This is a genomic window from Cellulomonas marina, from assembly GCF_900111925.1.
GTDB classification, from domain to species: domain Bacteria; phylum Actinomycetota; class Actinomycetes; order Actinomycetales; family Cellulomonadaceae; genus Cellulomonas; species Cellulomonas marina.
This window is the reverse complement of sequence record NZ_FOKA01000017.1, coordinates 55071-80532: the sequence shown is the minus strand read 5'-3', so window position 1 is coordinate 80532 and position 25462 is coordinate 55071. Positions and strand designations below refer to the sequence as shown.

26 protein-coding genes and 2 pseudogenes are annotated in these 25462 nt (G+C 76.0%); 14 read left to right on the top strand and 14 right to left on the bottom strand.

From position 1 onward, the window contains the following. Window positions 1-286: transposase (locus tag BM048_RS15595; protein ID WP_175499582.1), on the top strand; the 286-nt coding region annotated here is incomplete at its 5' end. Window positions 287-602: 316 nt separating this feature from the next. After that, window positions 603-1274, top strand: a complete 672-nt coding sequence (locus BM048_RS15590) for a uridine kinase family protein (protein ID WP_203708914.1) — start codon at window positions 603-605, stop codon at window positions 1272-1274. A 78-nt stretch (window positions 1275-1352) separates the two neighbouring features. Here BM048_RS15590 and BM048_RS15585 read toward each other — a convergent pair whose 3' ends face one another. Continuing rightward, the gene (locus BM048_RS15585) at window positions 1353-1697 is read right to left on the bottom strand and encodes a PGPGW domain-containing protein (RefSeq protein ID WP_239078902.1); all 345 of its coding nucleotides are present in this window, start codon (window positions 1695-1697) and stop codon (window positions 1353-1355) included. 268 nt (window positions 1698-1965) lie between these two features. On the opposite strand from BM048_RS15585, the gene BM048_RS15580 reads away from it, so the two are divergent. Then, on the top strand, window positions 1966-2814 hold the full coding sequence (locus tag BM048_RS15580; protein ID WP_090034421.1) for an FAD binding domain-containing protein: 849 nt from the start codon (window positions 1966-1968) through the stop codon (window positions 2812-2814). Next, a complete protein-coding gene (locus BM048_RS15575; protein WP_090034451.1) occupies window positions 2811-5630 on the top strand; it encodes a molybdopterin-dependent oxidoreductase in 2820 nt (939 codons plus the stop codon). The genes BM048_RS15580 and BM048_RS15575 overlap by 4 nt, the downstream gene beginning before the upstream one ends. On the opposite strand, the gene BM048_RS15570 is transcribed toward BM048_RS15575, so the two are convergent. Then, a complete protein-coding gene (locus BM048_RS15570) occupies window positions 5618-6796 on the bottom strand; it encodes an XdhC family protein (RefSeq protein ID WP_239078903.1) in 1179 nt (392 codons plus the stop codon). The two genes, BM048_RS15575 and BM048_RS15570, sit on opposite strands and share 13 nt — an antisense overlap. A 130-nt stretch (window positions 6797-6926) precedes the next feature. Here BM048_RS15570 and BM048_RS15565 point away from each other — a divergent pair, with 130 nt between their 5' ends. Further along, window positions 6927-7487, top strand: a complete 561-nt coding sequence (locus tag BM048_RS15565; protein WP_090034419.1) for a nucleoside deaminase — start codon at window positions 6927-6929, stop codon at window positions 7485-7487. Window positions 7488-7616: 129 nt separating this feature from the next. Here the strand turns inward: BM048_RS15565 and BM048_RS15560 are convergent, their stop codons facing one another. The 5 genes from BM048_RS15560 to BM048_RS15540 all read right to left on the bottom strand — a co-directional run bounded on the left by BM048_RS15560 (window position 7617) and on the right by BM048_RS15540 (window position 11292). Further along, a complete protein-coding gene (locus BM048_RS15560; protein ID WP_090034418.1) occupies window positions 7617-8111 on the bottom strand; it encodes an aromatic ring-opening dioxygenase LigA in 495 nt (164 codons plus the stop codon). A 105-nt stretch (window positions 8112-8216) separates the two neighbouring features. Beyond that, entirely contained in the window at window positions 8217-9071 is an 855-nt protein-coding gene (locus BM048_RS15555; RefSeq protein ID WP_090034416.1) for an amino acid ABC transporter ATP-binding protein, read from the bottom strand. Continuing rightward, window positions 9058-9720, bottom strand: coding sequence for an amino acid ABC transporter permease (locus BM048_RS15550; RefSeq protein ID WP_090034414.1), 663 nt, complete (start codon window positions 9718-9720; stop codon window positions 9058-9060). The genes BM048_RS15555 and BM048_RS15550 overlap by 14 nt, the downstream gene beginning before the upstream one ends. Further along, on the bottom strand, window positions 9717-10565 hold the full coding sequence (locus BM048_RS15545) for an amino acid ABC transporter substrate-binding protein (protein WP_090034448.1): 849 nt from the start codon (window positions 10563-10565) through the stop codon (window positions 9717-9719). The genes BM048_RS15550 and BM048_RS15545 overlap by 4 nt, the downstream gene beginning before the upstream one ends. A 103-nt stretch (window positions 10566-10668) precedes the next feature. Beyond that, window positions 10669-11292 (bottom strand): ANTAR domain-containing protein, encoded by a 624-nt coding sequence (locus BM048_RS15540; protein WP_090034413.1) that lies wholly within the window; start codon window positions 11290-11292, stop codon window positions 10669-10671. Window positions 11293-11517: 225 nt separating this feature from the next. Here BM048_RS15540 and BM048_RS15535 point away from each other — a divergent pair, with 225 nt between their 5' ends. Together BM048_RS15535 and BM048_RS15530 are read left to right on the top strand one after the other, a co-directional pair. After that, entirely contained in the window at window positions 11518-12216 is a 699-nt protein-coding gene (locus tag BM048_RS15535) for an ANTAR domain-containing protein (protein WP_090034411.1), read from the top strand. 158 nt (window positions 12217-12374) lie between these two features. Then, window positions 12375-12953, top strand: a complete 579-nt coding sequence (locus BM048_RS15530) for a DUF2231 domain-containing protein (protein WP_203708916.1) — start codon at window positions 12375-12377, stop codon at window positions 12951-12953. Window positions 12954-13001: 48 nt separating this feature from the next. On the opposite strand, the gene BM048_RS15525 is transcribed toward BM048_RS15530, so the two are convergent. Both BM048_RS15525 and BM048_RS15520 read right to left on the bottom strand, forming a co-directional pair. Continuing rightward, entirely contained in the window at window positions 13002-13730 is a 729-nt protein-coding gene (locus BM048_RS15525) for a DUF6766 family protein (RefSeq protein ID WP_239078905.1), read from the bottom strand. A gap of 85 nt (window positions 13731-13815) precedes the next feature. Next, window positions 13816-14262 carry a hypothetical protein gene (locus BM048_RS15520; RefSeq protein ID WP_139224491.1) on the bottom strand — a complete coding sequence of 149 codons (447 nt, stop codon included), beginning with the start codon at window positions 14260-14262 and terminating at the stop codon, window positions 13816-13818. Between the two features lie 175 nt (window positions 14263-14437). Here BM048_RS15520 and BM048_RS15515 point away from each other — a divergent pair, with 175 nt between their 5' ends. After that, a complete protein-coding gene (locus tag BM048_RS15515) occupies window positions 14438-15319 on the top strand; it encodes a manganese catalase (protein WP_090034402.1) in 882 nt (293 codons plus the stop codon). A 90-nt stretch (window positions 15320-15409) separates the two neighbouring features. Next, the gene (locus BM048_RS15510; protein ID WP_139224490.1) at window positions 15410-16819 is read left to right on the top strand and encodes an ANTAR domain-containing protein; all 1410 of its coding nucleotides are present in this window, start codon (window positions 15410-15412) and stop codon (window positions 16817-16819) included. Here the strand turns inward: BM048_RS15510 and BM048_RS18855 are convergent. From BM048_RS18855 to BM048_RS19195, 3 genes and pseudogenes are all read right to left on the bottom strand, one after another. Continuing rightward, window positions 16800-18611: a CheR family methyltransferase gene (locus BM048_RS18855; protein ID WP_239078906.1), complete on the bottom strand. Its 1812-nt coding sequence runs from the start codon at window positions 18609-18611 to the stop codon at window positions 16800-16802. The two genes, BM048_RS15510 and BM048_RS18855, sit on opposite strands and share 20 nt — an antisense overlap. Then, a pseudogene (locus BM048_RS18850) lies at window positions 18608-19651 on the bottom strand (chemotaxis protein CheB); the annotation flags it as partial. The pseudogene BM048_RS18850 and the gene BM048_RS18855, both read right to left, overlap by 4 nt. A 25-nt stretch (window positions 19652-19676) precedes the next feature. Beyond that, window positions 19677-19781 (bottom strand): annotated as a pseudogene (locus tag BM048_RS19195) (chemotaxis protein CheB); the annotation flags it as partial. 177 nt (window positions 19782-19958) lie between these two features. On the opposite strand from BM048_RS19195, the gene BM048_RS15495 reads away from it, so the two are divergent. Further along, on the top strand, window positions 19959-20228 hold the full coding sequence (locus BM048_RS15495) for a hypothetical protein (protein ID WP_090034400.1): 270 nt from the start codon (window positions 19959-19961) through the stop codon (window positions 20226-20228). On the opposite strand, the gene BM048_RS15490 is transcribed toward BM048_RS15495, so the two are convergent. Then, entirely contained in the window at window positions 20215-21132 is a 918-nt protein-coding gene (locus tag BM048_RS15490; RefSeq protein WP_175499581.1) for an NAD(P)H-hydrate dehydratase, read from the bottom strand. The two genes, BM048_RS15495 and BM048_RS15490, sit on opposite strands and share 14 nt — an antisense overlap. Further along, a complete protein-coding gene (locus BM048_RS15485) occupies window positions 21129-21902 on the bottom strand; it encodes a histidine phosphatase family protein (RefSeq protein WP_239078908.1) in 774 nt (257 codons plus the stop codon). Before BM048_RS15485 ends, BM048_RS15490 begins: the two co-directional genes overlap by 4 nt. 79 nt (window positions 21903-21981) lie before the next feature. Between BM048_RS15485 and BM048_RS15480 the strand changes: the two genes are divergently transcribed. The 4 genes from BM048_RS15480 (at window position 21982) to BM048_RS15470 (ending at window position 25445) form a co-directional block, all read left to right on the top strand. Beyond that, on the top strand, window positions 21982-22212 hold the full coding sequence (locus BM048_RS15480; RefSeq protein ID WP_090034398.1) for a hypothetical protein: 231 nt from the start codon (window positions 21982-21984) through the stop codon (window positions 22210-22212). A 76-nt stretch (window positions 22213-22288) separates the two neighbouring features. After that, complete coding sequence (locus BM048_RS15475; RefSeq protein ID WP_090034397.1) at window positions 22289-22846, top strand: hypothetical protein; 558 nt, start codon at window positions 22289-22291, stop codon at window positions 22844-22846. 135 nt (window positions 22847-22981) lie between these two features. Further along, complete coding sequence (locus BM048_RS18300) at window positions 22982-23137, top strand: hypothetical protein (protein WP_175499580.1); 156 nt, start codon at window positions 22982-22984, stop codon at window positions 23135-23137. A 118-nt stretch (window positions 23138-23255) separates the two neighbouring features. After that, window positions 23256-25445 (top strand): SpoIIE family protein phosphatase, encoded by a 2190-nt coding sequence (locus BM048_RS15470; RefSeq protein WP_203708920.1) that lies wholly within the window; start codon window positions 23256-23258, stop codon window positions 25443-25445. Window positions 25446-25462 lie beyond the last annotated feature (17 nt).

The window sequence follows — 25462 nt, the reverse complement described above, 5'->3', positions numbered from 1 at the left end:
GTTCACCGCGTTCCCCAAGGAGATCTGGCGCCAGATCTGGTCCAACAACCCCAACGAGCGGCTCAACCGCGAGATCCGCCGCCGCACCGACGTCGTCGGCATCTTCCCCGACCGCAACGCCGTCACCCGGCTCGTCGGCGCCGTCCTAGCCGAACAGCACGACGAATGGGCCGAAGGCCGCCGCTACTTCGCCCTCGACGTCCTGGCCAAGGCCCGCCTCCAGGCCCTCCCCGACCCGAACCCGCAGATCAACACCACCGACAACACCCTGGCCCTGACCGCCTGAACAACACCAGGATCACGCCGAACCGCTACACCACTACCCAGGACTTGACCCGTCCCTGGCTCGCCCTCATCGGCCGTCAACACCATCAGGTTCGACATCAGCAGCTCGCCCAGCTCCAGCCGCAACCCGTCCGACGAGGCGTTCTCGGTGACCTGGTTGGCCTGGTAGCACCCACTGGTCCCTAGCAGCACCAGCATCACTCCAGCTGCGGCAACCATCATTCGAAGCCGCAATCGACCACCGATAGCCGGGTCAAGTCCCTGGACGGGGAGTGTCAGCGTGTGTCCGGGGACGCTCGCTAGGGCAGTCTGGAGTCATGTTATCGATGACCTTGCGTGAGGAAGAGCCAGCTGCAGGTCCTTGGAGAGCAGTGTCGGGAAGTCAATTCCTTCAGCTGCTGATGCAGGCGGCCGGGTCGCCGGCGGGGCGGCCAAGGGTCGTGGCTGTTGATGGTCGTGGCGCATCGGGAAAGTCGACGCTTGCCGAGCGCCTGTCTCGAGGGACGGGTCGCTCGGCGATCGTCCACACCGACGACGTCGCATGGCACGAGCCCTACTTCGCGTGGGGTCACTTGCTGGCCGATCACGTCCTGAGGCCGCTGCGCCGTGGAGAGGCCGTGTCCTTCCGTCCTCCCGCGTGGGAGCGGAACGGCCGCTCCGGATCGATCGAGGTCCCTGCCGGACTCGACCTCGTCATCGTAGAAGGTGTCGGGGCGAACCAGCGGGAGCTGGCCGGGTTGATCGACGCGACGGTATGGGTGCAGTCGGACTTCGCCATGGCTGAAGAGCGAGGTATCGCACGCGACATCGCGCAGGGTGTCAACGGGGACGCCGAGGAGGCCGTCGCGTTCTGGCACGAGTGGATGGCCGAGGAGCTCCGTTTTCTCGACCAGCAGCGGCCATGGGAGCGGGCCAACATGGTCGTCGCGGGAACACCGTCGATCCCGCTCGAGGAGGACCAGATCGCCCTCGCGGCCGGTCCTCTCTGATCCTATTCGCTCGTCGGCATGAGCGGACGTCGTTGATCCCCGAACCACCGTGACGCGACTGCCTCCGAGAGGAGCGCGTCAGCTGCGGCCGGCGCGGCGGCGGGCCCACCACGTCCGCGCGACGGCGAGCGCGCGCAGGACGAGGCCGCGCAGCCGGTCGAGCACCGGGCGGAGCACGGGGAACTCCGAGGCGAGGATGCTCAAGCCGAGGAAGATCGCGAGCCAGCCCGGCCCGGGCAGCACGAGCATGGCGATGCCCGCGACGACCGTGGCACCCCCGACGACCGCGACCAGCACGCGGTAGGCGAGCCGGCGCCCGGGGCGGCCGTCCGTCCACGCGCGTACGCGGGCCAGGAGGCGCTGGGGGGCGGAGCCGGTGCTGCGCGCGCCGGCGTCCATCTCCTCCTCGAGCGTGCGGGTCACGGGGCCTCCGGGGCTGGGGCGGACGGGCGGCGGGTGCCGTCGGTCCGCCAACGAACGGTACGGGCCGTGCTGTTCCCACCGCGGCCCGGTTCACCCCCCGGCGTGTGACCCGCGCCACCGCACCTGCCTGGCGGCCTCGGGGTCGCGGCGCTCCGGCCGGCTGGTGTGAGGAAGGTCCCGCGGTGCGGTCCTGGCGCCCTCGCGGGCCGCTGACCAGGATGGTCGCGCCCGGGGCGCGTCCCGGGACGGCACGGCGGACGGGACGGGCATGGACCTGACATCGGTGGACGAGGTCCGGCAGGCGCGCACGCGCGCGGACGTCGTCGTCGGCGGCGACGTGGTGCCGCTCGCCGGGGGGACCGCACTGTACGCCGGGTCGACGGCGCGGGTGCTCGTCGACCTCACCTCGCTGGGCTGGCCGGCCGTCGAGGTCGACGACGACGGCGTGACGATCGCCGCGACGTGCACGGTCGCCGAGCTCGTCGCCCTTCCTCCGGTGCCGGGGTGGCGCTCCCAGCACCTCGTCGCCACGTGCGCGCGGGCGCTCGTGGCGTCGACGAAGATCTGGGCGGCAGCGACGGTCGGCGGGAACGTCTGCACCGCCCTGCCGGCCGGCGGGATGACGACGCTGCTCGTCGCCCTGGACGCGGTGGCCCTCGTGTGGACCCCCGACGGCGGCGAGCGCCACGTCCCGGTCGCCGAGCTCGTCACGGGCGACGGGACGACGGCGCTGGCCGACGGCGAGGTGCTGCGCTCGCTGCACGTCGGGAGGCCCGCCATGGCGGCGCACGCGGTGCTGCGGCGGGTGTCGCTCGCGCCGTTCGGTCGATCCGGGGCCATCGTCACCGGGCGCACCGACCCCGACGGGTCCGTCGTGGTCACGCTCACCGCGGGCGTGCCGCGGCCGTACCGGCTCGCGTTCCCGGCCCTCCCGGAGGCGGCTGCGCTCGTCGCCGCGGTCGACGCGGCCGTTCCCGCGTGGTTCGACGACGTGCACGGCGCGCCCGACTGGCGGCGCGCCATGACGCTGCGGATGGCGGGCCAGGTGCACGCCGCCCTCGCGGCGGGGGGCGGCCCGCAGGACGTGCCGCACGAGGGGTGGGGGACGACGCGATGAGGCTCACGCTCGACGGCGTGCCGATGGAGGTCGAGCCCGACCCGGGCCAGGCGCTGCGGACGCTGCTGCGCGCGCAGGGGGCCACCGCGGTGAAGAAGGGCTGCGACACCGGCGACTGCGGCGCGTGCACCGTCCTCCTCGACGGCCGGCCCGTGCACTCCTGCATCACGCCCGCGCACCGTGCCGACGGCCGCACGGTCACCACCGCCGCCGGGCTGGGCGACGAGGAGCACCTCCACCCCGTGCAGCGGGCCTTCGCCGACGCGGCCGCCTTCCAGTGCGGGTTCTGCACCGCGGGCTTCGTCACGACGGTCGCCGGTCTGGACCTGACGGGCGACGAGGGCGACGACGGCGCAGCGACCACCGGCGACGGCACCGCCGCGCCCGCCGGCGACGGCGCGGAGCACCTCCCGGCGTACGCCACCGGGACCGCGCGGACGCTCAAGGGCAACCTCTGCCGGTGCACCGGGTACCGCTCGATCCGGGACGCGCTCGCCGGCCGCCGCACCACGGAGGACGTCCCCGCGGGTGACGCCGTCGGCCGGTCCGTCCTGGCCCCCGCGGCACGCCGGGTCGTCACCGGCCGCGAGCGGTTCACCCTCGACGAGCCCGCCACCGGCGTCGCGCACCTGGCCGTGCTCGGCAGCCCTCACGCCCACGCCCGCATCGTGCGCATCGACGCCACCCGCGCCCTGGCGCAGCCCGGCGTCCTGGCGGTGCTCACGCACGAGGACAGCCCCGACGTCCTGTTCTCCACCGCCCGCCACGAGAGCCGCCTCGACGACCCCGACGACACGCGCGTGCTCGACCCCGTGCTGCGGTTCCGCGGCCAGCGGGTGGCGGCCGTCGTCGCCGAGACGCTGCGCGACGCCGAGCGGGCCCGGGCCCTCCTCGACGTGGAGTACGAGGTGCTCCCGCACGTCGTGGACCCCGAGGCCGCCCGCGCGCCGGGCGCCCCGCTCCTGCACGCGGACAAGCCCCGCTCGTCGCGGATCGCGGAGCCCGGGCGCAACGTCGTCGCCGCCCTGCACGACGAGATGGGCGACGTCGCCGCCGGACTCGCCGCCGCAGCGCACCGCGTGCGCCTGACCACCCGGACCGCGCGCGTCTCGCACGTCGCCCTCGAGACGCACGCGACCCGCGGCTGGACCGACGCCGACGGTCGCCTCGTCCTGCGCACCAGCACGCAGGTCCCGTTCCTCGTGCGCGACGAGATCGCGCACGTGTTCGGGCTCGACCCGGCCCGGGTCCGCGTGGTGGCGGGCCGCGTCGGCGGCGGGTTCGGCGGCAAGCAGGAGCTGCTCACCGAGGACCTGGTGACCCTCGCCGTGCTGCGGACGGGCCGGCCCGTGCAGTACGAGATGACGCGCGAGGACGAGCTGACGGTCGTGCCCACGCGGCACCCGTTCCGCGTGGAGGTCGAGCTCGGCGCCGACGAGGCCGGCGTGCTCACGGCGCTGCGCGTCGACGTCCTGTCCGACACCGGCGCCTACGGCAACCACGGGCCGGGCGTCATGTTCCACGGCGTGAGCGAGTCCCTGTCGGTGTACCGGTGCGCAGCCAAGCGCGTCGACGCCGAGGTCGTCTACACCAACACGCTGCCGTCGGGCGCCTTCCGCGGGTACGGCCTGGGCCAGGTGGTCCTGGCGGTGGAGAGCGCGCTGGACGAGCTGGCCCGTGAGATCGGCATCGACCCGTTCGAGGTGCGCCGCCGCAACGTCGTCGTGCCCGGCGACCCCCTGCTCGTCACGGACCCCGACGAGCAGGGCGACCTCGGGCTGCACGGCTACGGGCTCGACCAGTGCCTGGACCTGGCCCAGGCGGCGCTCGCCGACCGGTCCGCCGACCCGCCCGTGCCGCCGGGGTACCGGGTGGGGGAGGGCATGGCGCTGGCGATGATCGCCACCGTGGCACCCCGCGGCCACCACGCCGAGGCGGTCGTGCGCCTGCTGCCCGACGGGCGCTACGAGGTGCGCGTCGGGACCGCCGAGTTCGGCAACGGCACGACCACCGTGCACACGCAGCTCGTCGCGCAGGCCCTGGGCACCACGCCCGACCGCGTCGTCGTGCGGCAGTCCGACACGGACGTCGTCCGCTACGACACGGGTGCCTTCGCCTCCGCGGGGACGGTGGTCGCGGGGCTGGCGCTGCACCGCGCGGCGCTCGACCTGCGCGACCGCCTGCTCGGGGCGGCGACGACGCTGACGGGTCATCCGCAGGACGACCCGACCGCGGTGTCCACGCCGGGCACGCTCGGGCCCGACGCGGTCGTCGTGCCCGGCGGGCGGGTGCCGCTGACGGAGCTGGCCGCCTCCGGGGCGCACCTCGAGGGCCGCGGCAGCCACGACGGCACGCCGCGGTCCGTCGCGTTCAACGTCCAGGCGTTCCGCGTCGCCGTGGACCCCGCGACGGGCGACCTGCACGTGCTGCGCTCGATCCAGGCCGTCGACGCCGGCGTGGTGCTCAACCCGCAGCAGCTGCGCGGTCAGGTCGAGGGCGGCGTGGCGCAGGGGATCGGCTCCGCGCTGTGGGAGGAGGTGCGGCTCGACGACGAGGCGCGCGTCCTCACCCGCGAGCTGCGCAGCTACCACGTGCCGCAGATGGGCGACCTGCCGACCACCGAGGTCCTGTTCGCCACGACCTCCGACGAGCTCGGGCCCCTGGGTGCGAAGTCGATGAGCGAGGCGCCGTACAACCCGGTGGCGCCGGCGCTCGCCAACGCCGTCCGTGACGCGCTGGGCGTGCGACCCCTCGAGCTGCCGATGACCGCCGACCGGCTGTGGCGGCTGGTGCGGGACGCGGGTCAGCCGGTCTGACGGTCCGGCTGGGCCACCGGTCGCGGGGCCGGCCGCACGTCGGGCGCCGGGCCGTGCAGGGGCCCCTCGAGCCCGACGAGCGGTCGTCCGGTGCGGCCCGTGCGGGCGGCCAGCAGGCCGGCGACGACCGACACCGCGGTCTCCTGCGGCGTGGCGGCTCCGAGGTCCAGTCCGACCGGGGAGTGCAGCGCGGCGACCTCGGCCGGCGTCGCCCCGGCCGCCACGAGGGCGGCGACCCGGCGCCCGTGCGTGCGCCGCGACCCCAGTGCGCCGACGAAGCCGGCGCCGGACCGCAGCGCCGCGAGCACGAGCTCGGTGTCGAAACGGTCGTCGTGCACCAGCACGCACACGGCGTCGCGGGGTCCGAGCCCCGGCCCGGCGACCACCGCCGCCAGGTGCCGGACGGGCCAGTCCACGACGACCTCGTCGGCCGCGGGGAGCCTGTCGGCCGTGGCGAGGGCCGAGCGGGGGTCGCAGACCGTGACGCGCCAACCCAGGGTCCGGGCGAGGACGGCGACGGCGGCGCTGAGCTCGAGGGCGCCGTACAGCAGGAGCCGTGCGGGCCGGGCCCGCACCTCGACGAAGCCCTCCAGCGCGACGTCGTCGCACGCCCCGGCCACACGCCCGGAGCGGCCCTGCGCGACGCGGGCCGCCGCTGCTGCCGTCAGGACCGCCCGCGCCTCCTCGGCCGCCGGGCCGGTGCTCGTCGCGTCCCTCGCGGCCGTCGCGTCCGCCGTCCCCGTCGCGTCGGGCCCCGCCGACCACGTCGTGAGCGACCACGCCTCGTCGCCGGCCGCCGCGGCGCGCAGGGCCGGCCTGTCGTCGGGCCCCAGCAGCCGCACGTGCACCGTGATCGTGCCGCCGCAGGTGAGGCCCGCGGCGAACGCGTCCGCGTCGGAGACCCCGAAGTCCGCGTGGGTGCCGCCCGGGTCCGACGCCGCCAGCACCTCCTCGCACAGGGCCACCGTCGCGCCCTCCACGCAGCCGCCCGCGATGCTGCCCAGGACCCGCCCGTCGTCCGTGAGCGCCATCGACGTGCCACCCAGGCTCGGTGCCGAGCCCACGACGTCGACCACGGTGGCCACCGCCACGCGACGGCCTGCGTCCAGCTCGGCCAGCAGGCGCCCTGCGAGCTCCAGCACCTGCACCTCCACCGTCGTCGTCACGCGCCCCCGGTCCGCCGGGCCCTCATCGTGGCACCGCGACCGGCGGCGTCACCCACGGCTGAGAGCAGCCACAGCCCCGTAACACGGTGGTAACGGCTCGGGACGGCGCCGGACACCCGCGCGCTGCAGGATGCGGCTCGTGACCGACACGATCGCCGCGGCGCCCGCCGTCCCGACGCCCGTCCCGACGCCTGTCCCGCCGGCTGGCAGCGAGGCAGGAACCGAGCAGGACGCCCGCTGGCTGACGGCCGCCGTCGACCTGGCCACGCGCAACGTCGCGGAGGGCGGCGGCCCGTTCGGCGCCGTCGTCGTCGTCGACGGGCGCGTCGTCGGCACGGGCCAGAACCGCGTCACCCGTGACCTGGACCCGACGGCGCACGCCGAGGTGCAGGCGATCCGCGACGCCTGCCGCGCGCTGGGGACGTTCTCCCTGGCCGGCGCGACGATGTACACGTCCTGCGAGCCCTGCCCCCTGTGCCTGGCCGCCACGCTGTGGGCCCGGGTCGACCGCGTCGTCTTCGCCGCCGACCGCCACGACGCCGCCCGCGCGGGCTTCGACGACTCCGCGTTCTACGCGCTGTTCGCCCAGGACCGCGCGACCTGGTCGATGCCCGTCGTCGCGCACCGCGTCGACGGCGCCGACGCCCCCATGCGGGCGTGGCTCGACCTGACGGAGCGCGTCCGCTACTGACCGGCGCCCTCCTCGGCCGGGGGAGACCGGCGCGCACGACGACGCCGGCCGCCCCCGCGCTGCTGCGGGGGACGACCGGCGTCGGCGGCGTGCCGCCGGCCGGGGCCGGCGCACCGTTCAATCGACCGTTCAGGCGAGCTGCGGCTCCCGCCCGGCGGGCGCCGCGGCGACGGCGGCGGTGCGCCGGTCGAGGACCAGCACGGCCCAGCCGAGCAGGGCGAACAGGACCCCGAGGCCCATGACGAGCGCCGCGATGCCGAAGGCGACGACCGAGGTGAACAGCGAGGCCCGCAGGAACGAGCCGTTCATGGCGACCTCGCGCAGCGGGTCCTCCCGGTCCAGCTCGGCGTAGGTCTTGCCGCCGGTCGAGTCCAGCGCGTGGTGGGCGATGATGTCCGCCTGCGCGTACGCCGTCCAGGGGTTGGTGACCTGCTGGCCGCCGAAGGCGAAGGCGTCCTCGGCGACGGTGATGTTCTCGTCGGCCAGCTTGGCCGAGACCATGCCCCAGGTGACGCCGCCGGCGATCACGAGGAGGGCACCGGCGACGATCGCCACGAGGGCGACGACGCGGGCGACCGCGGCGTTGCGGACGCCGGTGCGGACGGGGGCGGTGGTGGTGGTCATGACGGGCTCCTCCGTGGGGGGTGGGGCCGCGGCTCCTGCCCGACCCTGGTCACCGTGCGGTGACACCACCAGGGTCGACCCGGGGGACCCCCCTCCACCTGGGACCTAGGTCGCGACCGTGCGGACCCCGTCGGTCGGGTCGTCGGGCGGCAGCTCCGTCCCCCGCAGGAGGCGCCGGAGGAACTGCTGCGTGCGCGGCTGGCGGGGACGTCCCAGCACGTCCGCGGGCACCCCGTGCTCGACGACGAGGCCGCCGTCCATGAAGGCCACCTGGTCCGCGACGTCCCGGGCGAAGGTGAGCTCGTGCGTGACGACGACCATCGTCCAGCCCTCCCGGGCCAGCTCCGACATGAGCGCCAGCACGTCCCCGACGAGCTCGGGGTCGAGCGCGGACGTCGGCTCGTCGAACAGCAGGAGCTGGGGCCGCAGCGCCAGCGCCCGCACGATCGCCACCCGCTGCTGCTGACCGCCCGACATCTCGTGCGGGTAGGCGTCGGCACGCCCGTCGAGGCCCACGCGCCGGAGCAGCTCCAGCGCCTCGGCCCGCACCTCGGCCGCGGGCCGGCGCTGCACGACGAGGGGCCCCTCGGTGACGTTCTGCAGCACCGTCCGGTGGGGGAACAGGTGGAAGTGCTGGAACACCATGGCGGAGCGGTCGCGCAGGGCGTCGAGCTGCGCCCGCGTCGGGTCGGCGCCGAGGTCGACGCGCACGTCGTCGAGGTCCACGACGCCGCCGTCCGCGCGCTCCAGCGCGTTGAGGCAGCGCAGCACGGTGGTCTTGCCCGACCCGGAGGGCCCGATGAGCGCGAGCACCTGCCCGCTGCGCAGCTCGAGGTCCACCGACCGCAGCACGGGCGTGCCGTCGAAGGCCTTCTGCAGGCCGCGGACCCGCAGCAGGGGCTGCGCGCCGTGCGGCCGCGGGGAGGGTGCGGCCGGGGCCGTCCGGTCAGTGCGCGACATGGCGGTCCAACCTCGTCTCGAGCCGGCTCTGCACCGCGGACAGGACGAGGCAGATCACCCAGTAGACGGCGGCCGCCTCGATGTAGACCACCATGAACTGCTGGGAGAAGGCCGCGATCTGCTCGGCCCGGCGGAACAGCTCGGTCACCAGGATCAGGGACGCCAGCGAGGTGTCCTTCACGAGGCTGATGAAGGTGTTGGACAGCGGCGGGACGGACACCCGCGCGGCCTGCGGGAGGATGATCCGTCGCAGGGCCTGGGCCCGGTCCATGCCGATCATGTGCGCGGCCTCCCACTGGCCCCGCGGCACGGACAGGATCGCCGCGCGGATCACCTCGGCCGCGTAGCCGCCGACGTTGAGCGAGAACGCGATGATCGCGCTCGGCCACGGGTCGACGAGCACCCCGATCGACGGCAGGCCGTAGAACACGACGAACAGCTGCACGAGCAGCGGCGTCCCGCGGATGAGGGAGACGTAGGCGCGCGCCGGCGCCCGCAGCCACGCGCGCGGCGACAGCCGGGCCAGCGCGACGAGCAGTGCCAGCACGAGCCCGAGGGCCATGGACACCAGCGCGAGCGGGATGGTCCCGGTCAGCGCCCCGGAGACGATCGGCCACAGGGAGTCGCCGATCAGCTCCGCGGTCGTCACGGCTGCGTCACGTCGTCGCCGAAGTACTCCGCGGAGATCTCGGCCAGCGCGCCGTCGGCGGCGAGCGCCGTCAGCGCCTCGTCGACGGCGCCCGCCAGCGCGTCGCTGCCCCGCCGGAACGCCATGGCGCTGCGCGACTGGTCCTCGGTCTCGGCGGCCACCTTCAGGCCCGACGCGTCGTCGGTGTTCGCGTAGTCGAGCCAGGTCAGCTCGTCGTTGATGGTGGCGTCGACGCGGCCCTGCTCGACGAGGGCGACCGACTGCGCCCACCCCTCGACGGCTTCGATCTGCGCGCCGGACTCCTGCGCCAGCGTGTACCAGTTGGAGGTGAGCGACTGCGCCGTCGTCTTCCCCGCGAGGTCCTCGAACGAGGAGATGGAGTCGTCGTCGGCCCGGACGACGACGACGCCGCGGGAGTACGTGTACGGCTCGGAGAACGTGTACGCGTCCTCGCGCTCGGCCGTGATGGAGACCTGGTTGGCGATGGCGTCGAAGCGGCCCGCGTCGAGCCCGGCGAAGATCGCGTCCCACTGGGTCTCCTCGAACCGCACCTCGACGCCGAGCTGCTCGCCGACGGCCCGGGCGACCTCCACGTCGAAGCCCGTCAGGTCGCCGGAGCCCTCCTCGTGGTAGCTGAAGGGCCGGTAGGTCCCCTCCGTGGCCACCACGAGCTCACCCGCGTCCTGCACGTCCTGCAGCGAGGTGTCGGACCCGCCCGAGGACCCGGCGGACGCCACGGCCGACGCGGGGGCGCCGGCGTCGCCGCCCGAGGAGCAGGCGGCGAGGAGCCCCACCACGGCGGCGAGGGCGGGGAGGGTCAGGACGCGGGGGGAGCGGGGACGCAGCACGCGCTCATGCGACCACACCGCCACGCCCCCGGCCACCGGGGTCCGCACGCCGGACGGCTCCGCCGGCCGGCACGCCGGACGGCTCCGCCGGCCGCAGCCGTCAGGCGATCTGCTCCGGGGCGCGCAGCGCGGCGACGACGGGGGCGCACGCGCGCGCGGCGACGATGCGGCCGGCGACCTCCCGCAGCTTGACGTTGGACTCGTTCGACAGGCGCCGCAGCAGCGCGAACGCCTGGTCCTCGCCCAGGCCGAGCTCGGCGACGACGATGCCCTTCGCCTGCTCGATCTGCCCGCGGTGGACGACCGAGGCCCGCACGGCGCTGTCCACCTCCCGGGCGACGAGGTCGTCGTACACCTCGCTCACGTCGACGACCCGCCCGTGGTCGCGTGCCAGCACGCGCAGCTCGACGACCGCCCGGCCGGACTCCTGCCGGCGGTGGACGCACGCGAGCACATCCTCGGCGGGGTCGTGCGCGCGGCCGTGGGGCAGCGGGCGGTGCGGCTCGGGGCACCGGACGGTGGCGAGCGCGTCCGGCAGGGGGGCGGACCAGGGCGCGGGTGTGGTGCTCCCACCCGCGGCGGTGCCCGCCGCGAGCACCGGGGACGTGCCGGACGACCGGGGGGAGGGCTGCGGGCGCCGCGGGACCGCGGCGGACGGAGGTGGGACCGGGACGACCCGGTCCGCGTGCGGACCGGGGGCGGGACGGATGTCGTTGACGACCATGATCGGGGTCCTTCCTGCGGCCCGGGGCCGTCTCTGGACCCCGGACGTCACCGGACCGGGTGACCGGGAAACGGTACCTGAGTGCTACCTGACCGCACGTCGGCCGGCGCCGTCGGCGGGCCTCCCCGCCGGTGCTCGGCGCGGCGAGCAGCGTGCGACTCGGCTGGTAACCTCACCCGCCGAGTCAGGACGCGGCTCTGCACCACCCCTGCGCCAGGAGCACCCGTGCTCGAACCTGCCACCCCGGACACCGTCCCGGGGGACACCTTGCGTGCCGGCGCCTTCCGGCTGGACCGCACCGCCCAGCGCTGGACCTGGTCCGACGCCGTCTACCTCATCCACGGCTTCGCACCGGGCGAGGTCGTGCCCACCACGGACCTCGTCCTCGCCCACGTCGAGCCCGCCGCACGGGACGTGCTCGCGCAGCGTTTCGCCGCCGGCGCCCCGTTCGAGCCCTTCGTGTCCGTGCACGCCCTGCGCGACGCGCGGTCCCGGGAGCGGATCGTCGCGCTCCTGGCCGACCGCCCGGGCGCCGGGCCCGTCGCCGGGCCTGACGGCGCGACCGACGGTGGACGAGGCGTCGGTACCGACGGTGCGTCCGACGAGGACGTCGTCGTCGGGCAGCTCGTCGACCTCACCGAGCACGCACGCCGGACGGCCGCGGACGCCGCCGGGCGCGCCATCGAGCGCGCGGTGGCGGGCACGGCGGTCGTCGACCAGGCCGTCGGGGTGCTGATGGCGGCCGCCGGCCTCGGGCCGGACGAGGCGCGCCGGGCCCTCGAGGCCTGGGCCGCCTCGGCGGGGCACGAGCTCGCGCTCGCCGCGAGGGCGCTGCGGTCCATGGTCACCGAGCCCGAGGGGCGCAAGGCGGTGGCGCAGATCGCGCGCGAGCACGTCGGCGACGCGGAGGCGCCGTCCGCCTGAGCGGCGCCGGACGCCGGCACGGCGCCCCCGGTGGCGGGCGTCGGACCGCCTTGCGAGGGTGGCCGCGCACGGCGGCCCGCGCAGCGGGGCGCGCCGACGACCCGTCCAGGCCCGGGCGGGACCGTGTCGGTGCGCACGGCCCGTGCGCGGAGGCCCGGATGAGCACGACCCGCACAGCCCTCGATCACGCCGGTGCCGGGGTGTACTCCCGGTCCACGGCGCGGCACCTCACCGACGCCCTCGAGCGCCGGTCGGCCCTCGACCCCGCCGTCGCGGTGCTGGAGGCCGTCGCGCGTCCGGTCGTCGGCGGGGAGCGCCGGTGGCGCACCCTGAGGGGCGCGGCGCTCGGGCACCCGCTGCACCCCGTCCTCACCGACGCGCCCGTCGGGCTGTGGACGTCCTCGGTGGTGCTCGACCTCGTCGGGGGGGAGGGCGCGCAGGACGCGGCGGACCGGCTGCTGGGGCTCGGCGTCCTGGCGGCCGTGCCCGCGGTGATCACCGGGCTCGCGGACTGGTCGGCGGGGGACACGGGCGTCCGGCGGGTCGGCGTGGTGCACGCGGCCCTCAACGGGGTGGCCCTCGCCGGCTTCGCCGGCGCGTGGCTGCTGCGCCGCCGCGGACACCGGCGCGCGGGCGTGGCGGCGAGCCTGGCGTCCTTCGGCATCGCCGGCGGCGGCGCCTACCTGGGCGGGCACCTGGCCTACGCGACGGGAGCCCGGCCGCAGCAGTCGCGCTGAGGTCCGGGCGCGACAGGGGCCACGGCCCCGGCATCCCGGCCGTCCGCGTCAGCCGTCGACGCCGGTCGTGGTGTGGGACGCGCCCACGGGCTTGGACTGCGACGAGCCCCTCTCGCGCAGGTACACGGCGAAGAGCACCATCGACGCCACGGCGAGGAACTCCGACTGCCAGTTCTGCAGCGTCCGGCTCCAGAACTCCGGCATGCGGACGTACTGCCACCACGTGACCGGGTCCTGCAGGTCGCGCATCTGCTCCTCGCTGTAGGCGGCAGCGCCCGCCACGGACTGCGCGACCCAGGCGAGCAGGAAGATGCCCCCCATGACCAGGCTGAGCGAGCGCGAGTAGACCGCAAGCCGCCAGCCGCGACGGCGCGCCCACGACGGCGCGCCCGGGCCGGCGTGCTCGCCGACCCGCTGCTCCTCGTCCGACTCGCGGCCGACCCCGTCGAGCGGCTTGGACTCGGGCGAGCCGACCTGCACCAACCACACCGTGGCGACGACGAAGAGGAAGAACTGCAGGTACTCGGACTGCCAGTTCTCCGCGAGGTCGACGGCGAAGGACGAGGACCCGACGTACGCCAGGAGCCCGACGGGGTCGAGCCCGGCGGCGCGCTGCTCCTCGTCGAAGAGGCGCGCCCCGGCGACCGCCTGCCCGACGAGGGACAGCAGCAGGAAGAGCAAGAAGACGAGCGTCAGGCCGTTGCGCCAGAGCACGCCGCGGACGCCGGCCGGGCTCGGTCGCAGATCCGGAGGCGCCGCGTCGGTAGTGCCGCTCACCGGCGGACCGCCGCGAGCACGACCACCGCGGCCAGCGTGGAGACGACGAGCGTCACGACGAGGACGAAGAGCACGCGGGTGGACCTCACGACGCCTCCACCTCGCAGTCGTACGGCCGGTCGGCGCGCGCCGCGCACAGGGCCGCGGTGACGACCCACCCCTCGCCGTCGCGCGCGAGGAAGACGGTGTCGCCGGACAGCGCGACCTGGGCCTGCCGACCCGCCACGGCGACGCGGGGTGCCGTGGTCGTCGCAGCGGCCGCCGGGTCGGCGCCGCTGACCCCGACGAGGTCCACCACTCCTCCGTCGCAGGAGTTGCCCGTGCGGTCGGCCACCGCCTCCGCCGCGGCCGGCAGCAGGAGCGCGCAGGCCTCCGGCCCCTGACCGGCGGCCAGAGCCGTCTCCAGCTGGAGCGCGACGTGGACGGCGTCGTCGCCGTCCGGACCACCGCACCCGGCACAGGTCAGGCAGACGGCGATCGCGACGAGGCCCGACGGCCCCGCCGTCACCCAGCGCGCGGCGCGACGTCCCACGTCACCGACCGTAGCCACGGGCCGGACCGGTCGCCCGGTGGCAGGGCCGGGCGACCGCACCTAGCGTCGAGAGCAGCGGCAGCGACGACCGTCGTCGCCGCGGCCCCGTCCAACGCCAGGGCGGAGCGCACGCACTGCCGGCCGGCCGCGCGCCGGCGGGAGGAGTGGCCGCCCCATGTTCTTCCACCGCCAGGAGCTCCAGCACCAGGCCAAGCCCGACAAGCCCGACGCCGTCTTCGCGCGCAAGCTGCAGGAGGTCCTCGGCGGGCAGTACGGCGAGATCACGGTCGCCATGCAGTACGGCTTCCAGGCCTGGAACACCCACCTGCCCGGCAAGTACCGCGACCTGCTGTACGGGATCGGCGCGGAGGAGTTCGGCCACGTCGAGATCCTCGCGACGATGATCGCCCAGCTGCTCGAGAAGGCCCCCGTGGGCGCCACGGAGAAGGCCATCCAGGACGACCCGACCGTGGCGGCGATCATCGGCGGCATGGACGTCCAGCACGCCATCGTCGCCGGGGCGGGAGCGCGCCCGGTCGACAGCAACGGCAACCCCTGGAGCGGCGCCTACGTCACGGCCAGCGGCAACCTGCTGGCGGACTTCACCGCGAACGCGAACGCCGAGATGCAGGGCCGCCTCCAGGTGGCCCGGCTGTACCACATGACCGACGACCACGGCGTGAAGGACCTGCTCGGCTTCCTCCTCGCCCGCGACACCATGCACCAGAACCAGTGGATGGCGGCCGCGAAGGAGCTGCAGGAGGAGGGGCACGAGCTGTTCCCCGTGCCGAGCAACTTCCCGCTGGCGAACGAGGACCGCGACGTGTCGTACCAGTACATCAACTTCTCGAACGGGCCCCTCGCGTCCGAGGGCTCCTGGGCGTCGGGCCCCACCCCCGACGGCAAGGGCGAGTTCACCTACGTGGCCGAGCCGCCCGCCGGGGTGCCCATGCCGCCGCCCACCGTCCCCGACCCGCGCCTGTACGGCACCTCGCCGGTGCCGAACACCGCGGAGAAGGTCACGAGCAAGATCAAGGACGTCCTGCACAAGGACTAGGGCTACGGTAGGACGAGAACCCCCAGGACGGGCGGTCGGGACGGTTCGTCCCGGCCGCCCGTCCGTCGTCAGTGGCGAGAGGAGACCACGGTGACCACCGAGGAGCACGCGCTGCCCCGACCGCGGACCACCCCCCGGACGACGCCGCTCCCGGGGAGCAGGTCATGGGTGTCCGGGGACCTGCGCGCGCTGGACGACCTCATCGGCCGGATCGGACGGGGGGGCGCGGCACCCATGGACGACGCCACCGTCCAGGGGCTCGCCACCGCCAACGAGGAGCTGCGGGTCGCGGACGAGGAGCTGCGCCTCCAGCGCGAGCAGATCGCCCGGCTCCTGGCCGAGCGCCGGGCCGCGGGCCTGCAACGGCAGTGGCTGGCCTCGATGCTGCCGGTCCCGATGGTCGTCACCGACCGCGCCGGCGTCGTCGTCTCCGCGAACGCGGCGGCCGGGCAGATGCTGCACATCGCGCTCGCGCACCTCGTGCGCAAGCCGCTCCCGCTGCTCGTGCACGAGGAGGACCGCCCGCAGGTCCGCTCGCTGCTGGGCTCCGCGACCGCCTCCGGCGACCCCGTCCGGCTGCGGGTACGGCTGCTGCCGCGACGGAGCGAGCCCGTCGTCGTCGACCTCGCGGTGACCTCCGACGGCTGGACGGCGGAGGAGGGGGAGCTGGCGTGGACGTTCTTCCTGGCCGACGAGTCACGGCCGGCGGCGCAGGCGTCGAGCCGCGCCCTCGCCCTCGCGGGCGCCTTCGCCGACATGTGCTGGTTGCCGGCGCGCGCCGGCGGTACGCAGGAGCTCCTCTCGAGGATCGCCGACGTCACCCACCGGGCGGTGGCGGCGGCGGAGGCGGTGAGCGTCAACCTGGGCTCGGCGGCCGAGCCGACGGCCGTCGCGTCGACGTCCGAGCTGGCGGCGGCCTTCGACGGCGCGCAGGTGCTGGCCGGGACGGGGCCGTGCGTGACGGCGTCCGAGGCGCACGAGACCGTCGTCACGGGCGACGTCGCGGCCGACTCCCGGTGGGCGGGGCTGGCGCGGACCGCGGCCGGTGCGGCCGTGGTCTCCGTGCTGGCGGTCCCGGTGACCGGCGACGAGGGGCTCGTCGGCGCGGTCAACCTGTACAGCACGCGGCGGGACGCCTTCACCGAGGAGGACGTGGACGTCGCCGAGCTGCTCGCGGCGGCCGGGGGCGCGGTGCTCGTCGAGGTCGCGCAGAAGGACCGTCTGCGGACCCTGGCCGCTCAGCTCGACCAGGCGTTGACCTCCCGCGCCGTCATCGACGAGGCGAAGGGCATCATCATGGCGCGCCGCGGAGGCACGGCGGACGAGGCGTTCGCGTTCCTGTCGGCCCTGAGCCAGCAGCGCAACGTCAAGCTGCGCGTGCTGGCCACGGCGCTCGTCGAGCAGACCGCCGCCTCCCGGCCCGCGCCCCCCGCGCCTGCGGAGGAGCGCGGCGCGAACGGTGCCCCCGCTCGACCGGGGGTCAGCCGACGACGGTCATGACGACGATGGCGCCGTCCGCGCCCGCGCCGCCGCGGCGCAGCGGCGAGACGGCCACGTCGAGGTCAACCGTGCGCCCCCGGCGGTTGACGGCCTCGACGCGGACCACGTCCTCGGCGGGCAGGCCGTTCGCGTGGGCGACCAGCAGCGGACGCAGCCGGTCGAACGGGAGCCCGATGTCGAGGTCGCCCATGGGCCGGCCCAGCGCCTCGTCGTCGCGCACCCCCCACAGGTCGGCGGCGCGCTCGTTCCAGGCGAGCACGCGCAGGTCGTCGTCGAGCACCGCGACCCCCGCCCGCAGGCCGCCGAGGACGGCCTCGAGGAAGTGTGCGAGCTCACCCACCTCGGCGGTGCGCAGCCGCAGCTCCTCGTTCGACGAGTTCAGCTCGTCGTTCGTCGACTGGAGCTCCTCGTTCATCGTCTCGAGCTCCTCGTTCGTGGACTGCAGCTCCTCGTAGGCCGCCTCGAGGTGCTGGTTGGCCTGCTCGAGCTGGTCCTGCAGCTCGCGGTACCGGGTGACGTCGTTGAAGATCACCGTGACGCCCAGGACCTCACCGTCGGAGGTCAGCAGCGGGACGACCTGGACGTCGAGGCTCACGGGCCGCTGCCCCACCCGCTGCCACGAGAGGTCGCGCAGCCACAGGGGAGCGCGCGCGGCCAGGACCTGCTCGATCGAGGACCGCAGCTCGACCGGCTTGTAGGACATCTCGAGGTCGTGGAAGGGGCGGCCGGCGTCGCGCGGACCGATGGCGAAGAGGGACTGCGCGCGGCGGTTCGACGCCACGAGGACCCCGTCGCGGCCGATGACGACCTGCGCGGCCGGGGCCTGGAGCAGGGCCTCCTCCCACAGCCGCGACAGGTCCTCGGGCGGCACCGCGTCCGCCGGTGCGGCCCCGGTCAGCGGCATCGCGACGCGCCGCGGTTCGCCGACCACCTTGCGGAAGAACCGCCGCCGCAGCTCGAGCGGCTGGAAGAGGTCCGGGTGGGACAGGAGCATCTCCGCCTTGCCGAGGAACAGCACGCCGTGCGGCTCGAGCGCGAAGTGCAGGCGCCGGACGATCTGGGCCTGCGTCTGCGCGTTGAAGTACATGAGCGCGTTGCGGCACAGGAGGAGGTCGATGTGGGAGATCGGCGCGTCCTGGATCAGGTCGTTCCGGCCGAAGATGACGGCGCGGCGCAGCTCCTTGCGCACCTGGAAGCGGTCGCCCACCGGCTCGAACCACCGGGCCAGCGTCTGCTCCGGCACGCCGGCGACCTCGCGCTCGTCGTAGAGGCCGTTGCGGGCCGTCGCCAGCGCGACCTCGTCGACGTCGGTCGCGTAGATCTTCACGCGGTCGGCGAACTCCTCGGGCCCCAGCGCCTCGGCCAGCAGCACGGCCAGGGAGTACGGCTCCTGGCCGCTCGCGCACGCGGCGCTCCACACGCGCAGCCGGCCCGTGCGGCGCGCCAGCAGGCGCGGCAGGACCTCCGTGCGCAGGTGCTCCCACGCGTCGGCGTCCCGGAAGAACGCCGTGACGTTGATCAGGACGGTGTCGAAGAGGGCGTCGAACTCACCCGGGTCCACCGACAGGCGGTCCTGGTAGTCCTCGTACGAGCCGACGCCCGCGGCCGCCATCCGGCGTCCGATGCGCCGCGCCAGGCTCGCGGACTTGTAGCCGGTGAAGTCGAAACCCCGCTGCTCGCGCAGGTGCTCGAGCAGTGCGGTCAGCTGGGGGTCGGGCGTCTCCGCCACGAGGGGCCCGAGAGCGGCGGACCCGTCCTCGTCGGGCTCGACCTCGTCGTCCTCGTGGCTCACCGCCCGCCCTCCTCGTCGCGGCCACCGGCTCCACCGGGGCCGCCCGCCGAGCCGTGCCCGTGCCCCGCGGGCCGGCGCCCGGCGAGCTCCGCGGCGAGGTCGCGGGCGGCCGCGAGCTCGGCCTCGCTCTCCACGGCCGCCATGGCCGTGAGCGCCGAGGTCCGCTCGACGAGGTCGCGGAGCACCAGCGCCGACGCGCGGGCCTCGCCGGCCTGGACGGTGAACGTGTGCTCCGTGAGCCGGTGCTGCCGACGGGCCGCGTTGTCCGCGAGACGGTCGGCCAGCGCGGCCTTCTCCTCCAGGGCGCGCAGCGCCATCCACAGCGCGCTCTCGACGGCGGTCGACTGCTGCGACGACAGGCTGTCGGGGGACCACGCGTGGCCGACCCGGCAGCGGTAGCGGGTCACCGGCCCGTCGACGAGCTCGAAGAGCACGCCCGCGCAGTCGGGGCAGGCGAAGGGCGACGGGACGCCCGGGCGGTCGCCGGCGCTCAGCGCCGCGTCCTCCATGCGCGTGATGGCCAGCTCCACGTCGACCAGGTCGCCGTCGAGGCCGCCGTCGACGTCGCCTCCCGGAGCGCCGGTGCCACCCCCACCCGGCAGGTCCTCGGCGAGCAGGCGCACGAGCAGCGCGGGCATCGCGGCGACCGGCAGGACGTGGTCGGGGTGGTCGGCGGCCAGCACCGAGGCCGGCATCCCGGGGTACGCGGCGTCGTCGGGCTCCTGCACGAGGCAGGTGGCGCCCCTGCTGTGCAGGCTCAACGCGCCGACGGTCCCGTCGTCGAGCGTGCCCGACAGGACCACGCCGACGGCACGGGGCCCGTGCGAGCGGGCGGCCGAGCGGAAGAGGACGTCCACGGACGGCCGGTGGCCGTTCTCGCGCGGCCCGCGCACGAGCGTGAGCGTCTCGCCGACGACGACGACGTGCCGGTCCGGCGGCGCGACGTACACGTGCCCGGGCAGGAGGACGTCCCCCTCGACCGCCTCGTGCGCCGGCAGCGCCCCGCACCGGTCCAGGATGGCCGCGAGGTGGCTCGCCGCCGAGGGGGGGCAGGTGGAGCACCACCACGACCGCCGCGGGCAGGTCGGCCGGCAGCCCGGCCACGAGCGTGCGCAGCGCCTCGACCCCTCCGGCCGACGCGCCCACCACCACCAGGTCCCTGCGTGCCATGCCTGCACCTCCCTCCGTCGCTGGTCCACCGTAGTGCCGGTCGGTGCGGCCGCGCGGTCCCGGACACCCGTGGTGCGCGAGTCCCGTGGGGGTCTTGCCCCGGCGGCCCGTGAGGTGCGACCGTTGTCGTCCGACCGGGTGAAGATCGCGCACGGTCGGCGTCGCCAAGGGGCGGTCATGTCCGATCTGTCGCTCGTGTCCTGCGAGCACCTGCACGTCCTGCTGCGCGAGCTCGTGCGGCGCCGCATGGAGGCCGACGACCCCGTCGGGCGCGACGAGGCCGGTCGGCGGCTGCTCGACGTCGTCGCCGAGCTGGACGCCCGGGCGAGCGTCCGGTGGGCCGACCGGGACCGCAGCCGTCGCGCGGGAGCCGTCCCGTCGCCCGCGCGGGGGGTCCCGCGGCTGGTCCGCGCGTCGGCCGCCGGCGCGCCGCCTAGCGGGCGGTGAGCTCCACCAGCACGCGCGGCAGCTCCTCGCACAGCTCGCGCGCGAGGTAGCCCAGCGGGCCGACGCGGGCGGCCAGCCGGTCGCCGGCGAGGCCGTGCATGGACACGCCCCAGCAGGCGGCCTGGTCGGTCGGCGTCCCGCCCGCGAGCAGGCCGGCCACGGCGCCCGCGAGGACGTCCCCGCTGCCCGACGTGCCGAGGCCGGAGGCGCCGGTCGGCGAGGTCCACGCGCGTCCGTCGGGCGCGACGACCGTGCCGCTGAGGGCCACGACCGCACCGAAGCGCGCCGCGATCGCGTGCGCGACCTCGCGGTCGGACCCGTGCGCCCCGCCCTCGTCGTCGCCGAGCAGCCGGTCCGCCTCGGCGCCGTTCGGCGTGAGGACGAGGCGGCCGGCGAGCGCGTCGTGCACGTCGGGCGTCGACGGCAGCACCCCGAGGGCGAAGGCGTCGAGCAGGACGGGCACGTCCGTGCCCGTGCGGGTCGCGACCGCCCGCAGCAGCGCCCGCGTGCCGTCGGGCTCGTCGAGCCCCGGCCCGAGGACGACGGCACGCGCCCGCTCCAGGTCGCCGTCGAGCAGACCCGCGTCGGACCCGACGAGAGATCCGGCGGCGGTCTCGGGCAGCCCCGTGACGCCCGCCTCGGGGACGGCCACCGCGAGCGCCGGGGCGACGGACCCCGCCACCGCCAGGCTCAGCCGCCCGGCCCCCACGCGGAGCGCGGCGACACCGGCGAGCAGCACGGCGCCGACCGTCCCGCGCGCCCCGCCGACGACGAGGACCGCCCCCCGCCGGTCCTTCGACCCGCGGCGGTCGGGCAGCGGCCAGTCGCGCAGCACGGCCGGCGTCAGGGCGACCGGGTCCCCGCCCGGCACGCCCACGCCGTCCCCGTCGCGGTCGTCGCTCATGCGTCGTCCTTCCGTCCGGGGTGCTCGGTGACCGGCGCGTCGCCCGCGAGATGGCCGACCTCGTCGGCCTGCAGCGCGCGCCACGCGCCGGTGCCGGCCCCGCCGCCGTCCTGCCGTCCGTCGGGACGCCGCTCGAGGGTCGTCACCGAGGCGTTGCGGACGCTGCCGGCGCGGACCAGTGCCATGAGCTCGTCCTCGTCGAGGCCCTCGAGCACGGCGCGCAGCAGCACGACGACGGCGTCGTGGGTGACGACGAGGAGCCGCTCGTGGTCCTCGCGGCGCTCCACGTCGGACCACCAGGACCGCAGCCGCAGCGCGACGTCCGACCACGACTCGCCGCCCGGGGGGCGGTGGTAGGTCTTGCCGAGGTGCCGGCGCCGCTCGGCCTCCGCCGGGAAGCGGGCGGCGACGCCGCGCGCGGTGAGCCGGTCGAGCACGCCGAGCTCCCGGTCGCGCAGCCGCTCGTCGACCCGCACCGGCAGGTCGAGGCCGCCCGCGGCGAGGGCGTCCGCCGCCGTGGCCCGGGTCCGGGCGTAGGGGGAGACCCAGAGGGCGGTCGGACGCTCGCCGTCCGGCAGCGCCGCGAGGTGCCGGCCGAGGGCGGCCGCCTGCTCCCGGCCCCGGTCCGACAGCGGCGTGTCCGCGTCCCGCGTCGCGACGTCGACGACCTCCGAGCCGGTGCGCTCCGCCTCCGACGCGGCCACGTTGCCGAGGCTCTCGCCATGCCTGACCAGCCAGAGCGTGCGGACGGGGGAGGTGGGGGCGAGCACGCCCCCACCGTGGCACCGGTCGCGCGCACCCGCATCCCGCCGGGTGGCCGAGCGTGCGCCGGTCCAGCACCCTGGGGGCATGACGACGCACACCCTCACGCTCGAGCTCCAGGTCGACATCACCGACGAGGACGCCCTCGTCGACGCGGTCCGCGCCTCCACGCCGGAGGACTCCCTGCAGCCGGACGACATCCGTCCCGAGGACCGCGCCGCGTCCTCCCTGGTGGCGGCGTTCTCCAAGGCGGGCAAGGACCTGCAGGTGCCCGGCCTGACGATCCAGGACGTGAAGGTCGTCGAGCGCGACGCCTGACGGGGCAGCCCTGCGGGCGCGGTCGTCCCGGCGCGTCGTGGGCGGCCGTGTCGGTGGCGGGGCGCACCCTGAGGGCATGGTGACGATCTCCTGCTCCTGCGGCGTCGCGGCCTCCGTCCGGCGCCACCCGCTGCGCCGGGCCCCGCTGGCCGAGCGCCTGGCGCTCCTCGCGGCGGCGGTGCGCGTCGAGGACGGCTTCTGCACGGTCGAGCTCGACGGCTCCTGGCACCCCGACGGGGAGGAGCCGGGCCTGGACTGCGTGGTCCTGGCCGACCTCGACGAGCTCGACGCCACCGAGGGGCTCGACCCGCGGGAGGCCACGCAGGTGCGCGCGGCCCTGACGGGGGTGCGCCTGCTCGGCCGCGACCTGCCCGGGCCCCTCGAGGTCGACGGGCTGCGCCTGCACGTGCGCCCCGCCTGGGAGTACGCGCCGGCCCTGGTCGTGTCCGTCGACGACGCCCAGGGCCCGGTGGTCGAGCTGCTCGCCGCGCCGGACGAGGTCGACCTGCTGCCGGCCCTCGTCGAGCTGCACCGTACCGGAGGGCGGTCGGCCCTGCACCGGCTCGCCCGGGCGTCGTGGCACCGCGGGAGGCTGCGGGAGCACCTCGTCGTGAGGGCGCACGCCGCAGCCTGACGCGCCGTGCGTGCGTGGCGAGACAGGTCGTGGCCGCACGGCCGGCACGCGCTCAGGTCCGCGACCCGGCCTGCCGATGGAGGGGGTGAGGCGGCCCGCGACGTGCGGGCGCGCACCGCACCCCGGGGGACTGCCGTGGACGCCACGCACTTCATCGGGCTCGTCCTGGTCATGACGGGCTCGTCCGCGCTCAGCTGGCACGCCGCCGGCGCCGTCCTGTGGCTGCGGGAGCGGTCCGGGCGCACGACGACGGCGCGCGCGACGACGGTCGAGCAGCGCCGCGCCGAGTAGCCCTCACCGACACCGACACCGACACCGTCGCCCGCGTCGCGGGCGTGCGCGCCCCGGATCCGCCATGATGAGCGGTCACGGGGTCGGAGCAGCGGCCGACGCGGCGGGTGGGGGACGGATGGACGCGACGGACGGCGCCGTCGTCGACCCCGCGGACGACCCCGCGGACGGCCGGGCACGACGCGACGGCGGGGACGACGACCGCGAGGGGCTGCTCGGTGCGGCCGCGGTCGAGGCCGCGGGCATCGGCACCTTCGACTGGGAGGTCGCGACCGGCCGCCTGCTGTGGAACCGGCGGATGCTGCAGATCGCCGGGTTCGACGAGACGACGTTCGACCAGCGCATCGAGACGTTCGAGCGCATCGTCCACCCCGACGACCTGCCCACCGTGCGAGCGGTGCTCGGTACCGCGCTCGCGTCGGGCGGGGACCTCGAGGTGGAGTACCGGGTGGTCACCGCGGCCGGCGAACCGCGCTGGTTCACCGCGCGCGGTCGTGCGCTGCTCGGTCCGGACGGGACCGCGCAGCGCGTCGTCGGTGCCGCCTTCGACTCCACCCTGCGCCGCGACGGCGAGGCCCAGGTGGCGCGCGTGCTCGAGACCATGCCGACGGCGTTCTACTCCCTCGACCGGGACTGGCGCTTCACCTACGTCAACGCCCGGGCCGAGAAGTTGCTGGGCCGCACGCGCGAGGACCTCCTGGGCGGCGTGGTGTGGGACCTGTTCCCGGCGGCGCCGGGATCGCCGTTCGAGGAGCAGTACCGGCGCGCCGTGGCGACGGGGCAGGAGGTCGCCTTCGACGCCTGGTACCCCGAACCCCTGCTCGCCTGGTTCCAGGTCCGCGCCTGGCCGAACCCCGCGGGCCTGTCCGTCTACTTCTCGGACGTGACGGAGCGGCGGCGCACGGAGGAGGCGGTCGTCCGGGCGGCGCAGCGCGCCCGTCTCACCGCTGAGGTCAGCGCGCGGCTCGGCGAGACGCTGGAGGCGGAGGAGGCGGTCGCCCGGCTCGCGCACCTCGTCGTGCCCGCACTGGCCGACTGGTGCGTCGTCACGCTCGTCGAGGACCACGGGGACGTCGCGAGCCGCCGCGACCTGCGCGACGTCGGCTCCTGGCACCGGGACCCGGCGATGCGGCCCGTCGCGGAGCGGTACGCCGCGACGCGGCTCGCGGCGCTCGAGGACCGGTCCTTCCTGCTGCGGGCGCTCGAGGAGGGCCGGGCGGTCCAGGTCGCGCGGCCCGCGCACACGGAGGTGGCGCGCGTGCTGCGCCCGGGGGAGGCGCGGGACCTGCTCGCGCGGCTCGCGCCCGAGGGCGGCGCGGTCGTGCCCATGCGCGCGCGCGGTCGGACCCTCGGTGCGCTCAGCCTCTTCATCGGTCCCGAGCGGGCGCCGTTCGACGACGAGGACCTGCGCACCGCCACGGAGGTTGCCGGACGGGCCGGGCTCGCCCTCGACAACGCCCGCCTGTACCGCGAGCAGCGGCACCTGGCGGAGGCGCTGCAGCGGGCGATGCTCACCGACCCGCCCGAGCCGGACCACGTGGAGGTGGTCGTCCGTTACGAGCCGGCGGCCGTCGCGGCGCGGGTGGGCGGCGACTGGTACGACGCGTTCCTGCAGGCCGACGGGCGCACGGTGCTGGTCGTGGGTGACGTCGCCGGCCACGACATGGACGCGGCCGCGGCGATGGGGCAGCTCCGGTCGGTGCTGCGCGGGATCGGCGTGGCGACGGGGGCGGGGCCGGCCGAGCTGCTGACGCTGGTCGACCGGGGGATGCGCACGCTGCAGTCCTCGACGATCGCGACGGCGGTGGTGGCCCGCGTGGAGCAGGAGCGCGAGGAGCGCGCCGCCGGGCTGTGCCGGCTGCGCTGGTCGAACGCCGGGCACCCGAGCCCTCTCGTCCTGCACCCCGACGGCACCGTGGAGACCCTCGCCACCGCCCGGAACGACCCGTTGCTCGGCGTCGTGCCCGAGTGCTCCCGCACGGAGCACGTCGCGGTGCTGCGGCGCGGCGCGACGGTCCTGCTGTACACGGACGGCCTCGTCGAGCGGCGGGACCGCAGCGTCCGGGCGGGCATGGACGAGCTCCGGGCGGTGCTCGCCGAGGTCGGTGCCGGCGACCCGCCCCTGCAGGCCCTGTGCGACGAGGTCGTGCGGCGCATGCTGCCCGAGCGGCCGGCCGACGACGTCGCCCTCGTCGGGGTCCGGCTGCACCGCCAGGACGTCCCGCGGCCGCCGGAGGCCGGGCCTGGCGGCGTCCCGCCGGGGCTGCCGCCGGACCCGGAGGTGGCGGTGCGAGGCGCGACACCCTGACGGTTCCAGGGTCCGGG

What these genes read in the sequence shown, in the direction of transcription:
- BM048_RS15515 (WP_090034402.1), top strand. Translation starts at nt 14,438, where the DNA reads ATGTTCTTCCACCGCCAGGAGCTCCAGCACCAGGCCAAGCCCGACAAG.
- BM048_RS15565 (WP_090034419.1), top strand. Translation starts at nt 6,927, where the DNA reads ATGCGGCTCGTGACCGACACGATCGCCGCGGCGCCCGCCGTCCCGACG.
- BM048_RS15555 (WP_090034416.1), bottom strand. Translation starts at nt 9,071, where the DNA reads ATGTCGCGCACTGACCGGACGGCCCCGGCCGCACCCTCCCCGCGGCCG.
- BM048_RS15470 (WP_203708920.1), top strand. Translation starts at nt 23,256, where the DNA reads ATGGACGCGACGGACGGCGCCGTCGTCGACCCCGCGGACGACCCCGCG.
- BM048_RS15540 (WP_090034413.1), bottom strand. Translation starts at nt 11,292, where the DNA reads ATGGTCGTCAACGACATCCGTCCCGCCCCCGGTCCGCACGCGGACCGG.
- BM048_RS15495 (WP_090034400.1), top strand. Translation starts at nt 19,959, where the DNA reads ATGTCCGATCTGTCGCTCGTGTCCTGCGAGCACCTGCACGTCCTGCTG.
- BM048_RS15530 (WP_203708916.1), top strand. Translation starts at nt 12,375, where the DNA reads ATGAGCACGACCCGCACAGCCCTCGATCACGCCGGTGCCGGGGTGTAC.
- BM048_RS15490 (WP_175499581.1), bottom strand. Translation starts at nt 21,132, where the DNA reads ATGAGCGACGACCGCGACGGGGACGGCGTGGGCGTGCCGGGCGGGGAC.
- BM048_RS15480 (WP_090034398.1), top strand. Translation starts at nt 21,982, where the DNA reads ATGACGACGCACACCCTCACGCTCGAGCTCCAGGTCGACATCACCGAC.
- BM048_RS15590 (WP_203708914.1), top strand. Translation starts at nt 603, where the DNA reads ATGTTATCGATGACCTTGCGTGAGGAAGAGCCAGCTGCAGGTCCTTGG.
- BM048_RS15560 (WP_090034418.1), bottom strand. Translation starts at nt 8,111, where the DNA reads ATGACCACCACCACCGCCCCCGTCCGCACCGGCGTCCGCAACGCCGCG.
- BM048_RS15475 (WP_090034397.1), top strand. Translation starts at nt 22,289, where the DNA reads ATGGTGACGATCTCCTGCTCCTGCGGCGTCGCGGCCTCCGTCCGGCGC.
- BM048_RS15580 (WP_090034421.1), top strand. Translation starts at nt 1,966, where the DNA reads ATGGACCTGACATCGGTGGACGAGGTCCGGCAGGCGCGCACGCGCGCG.
- BM048_RS15575 (WP_090034451.1), top strand. Translation starts at nt 2,811, where the DNA reads ATGAGGCTCACGCTCGACGGCGTGCCGATGGAGGTCGAGCCCGACCCG.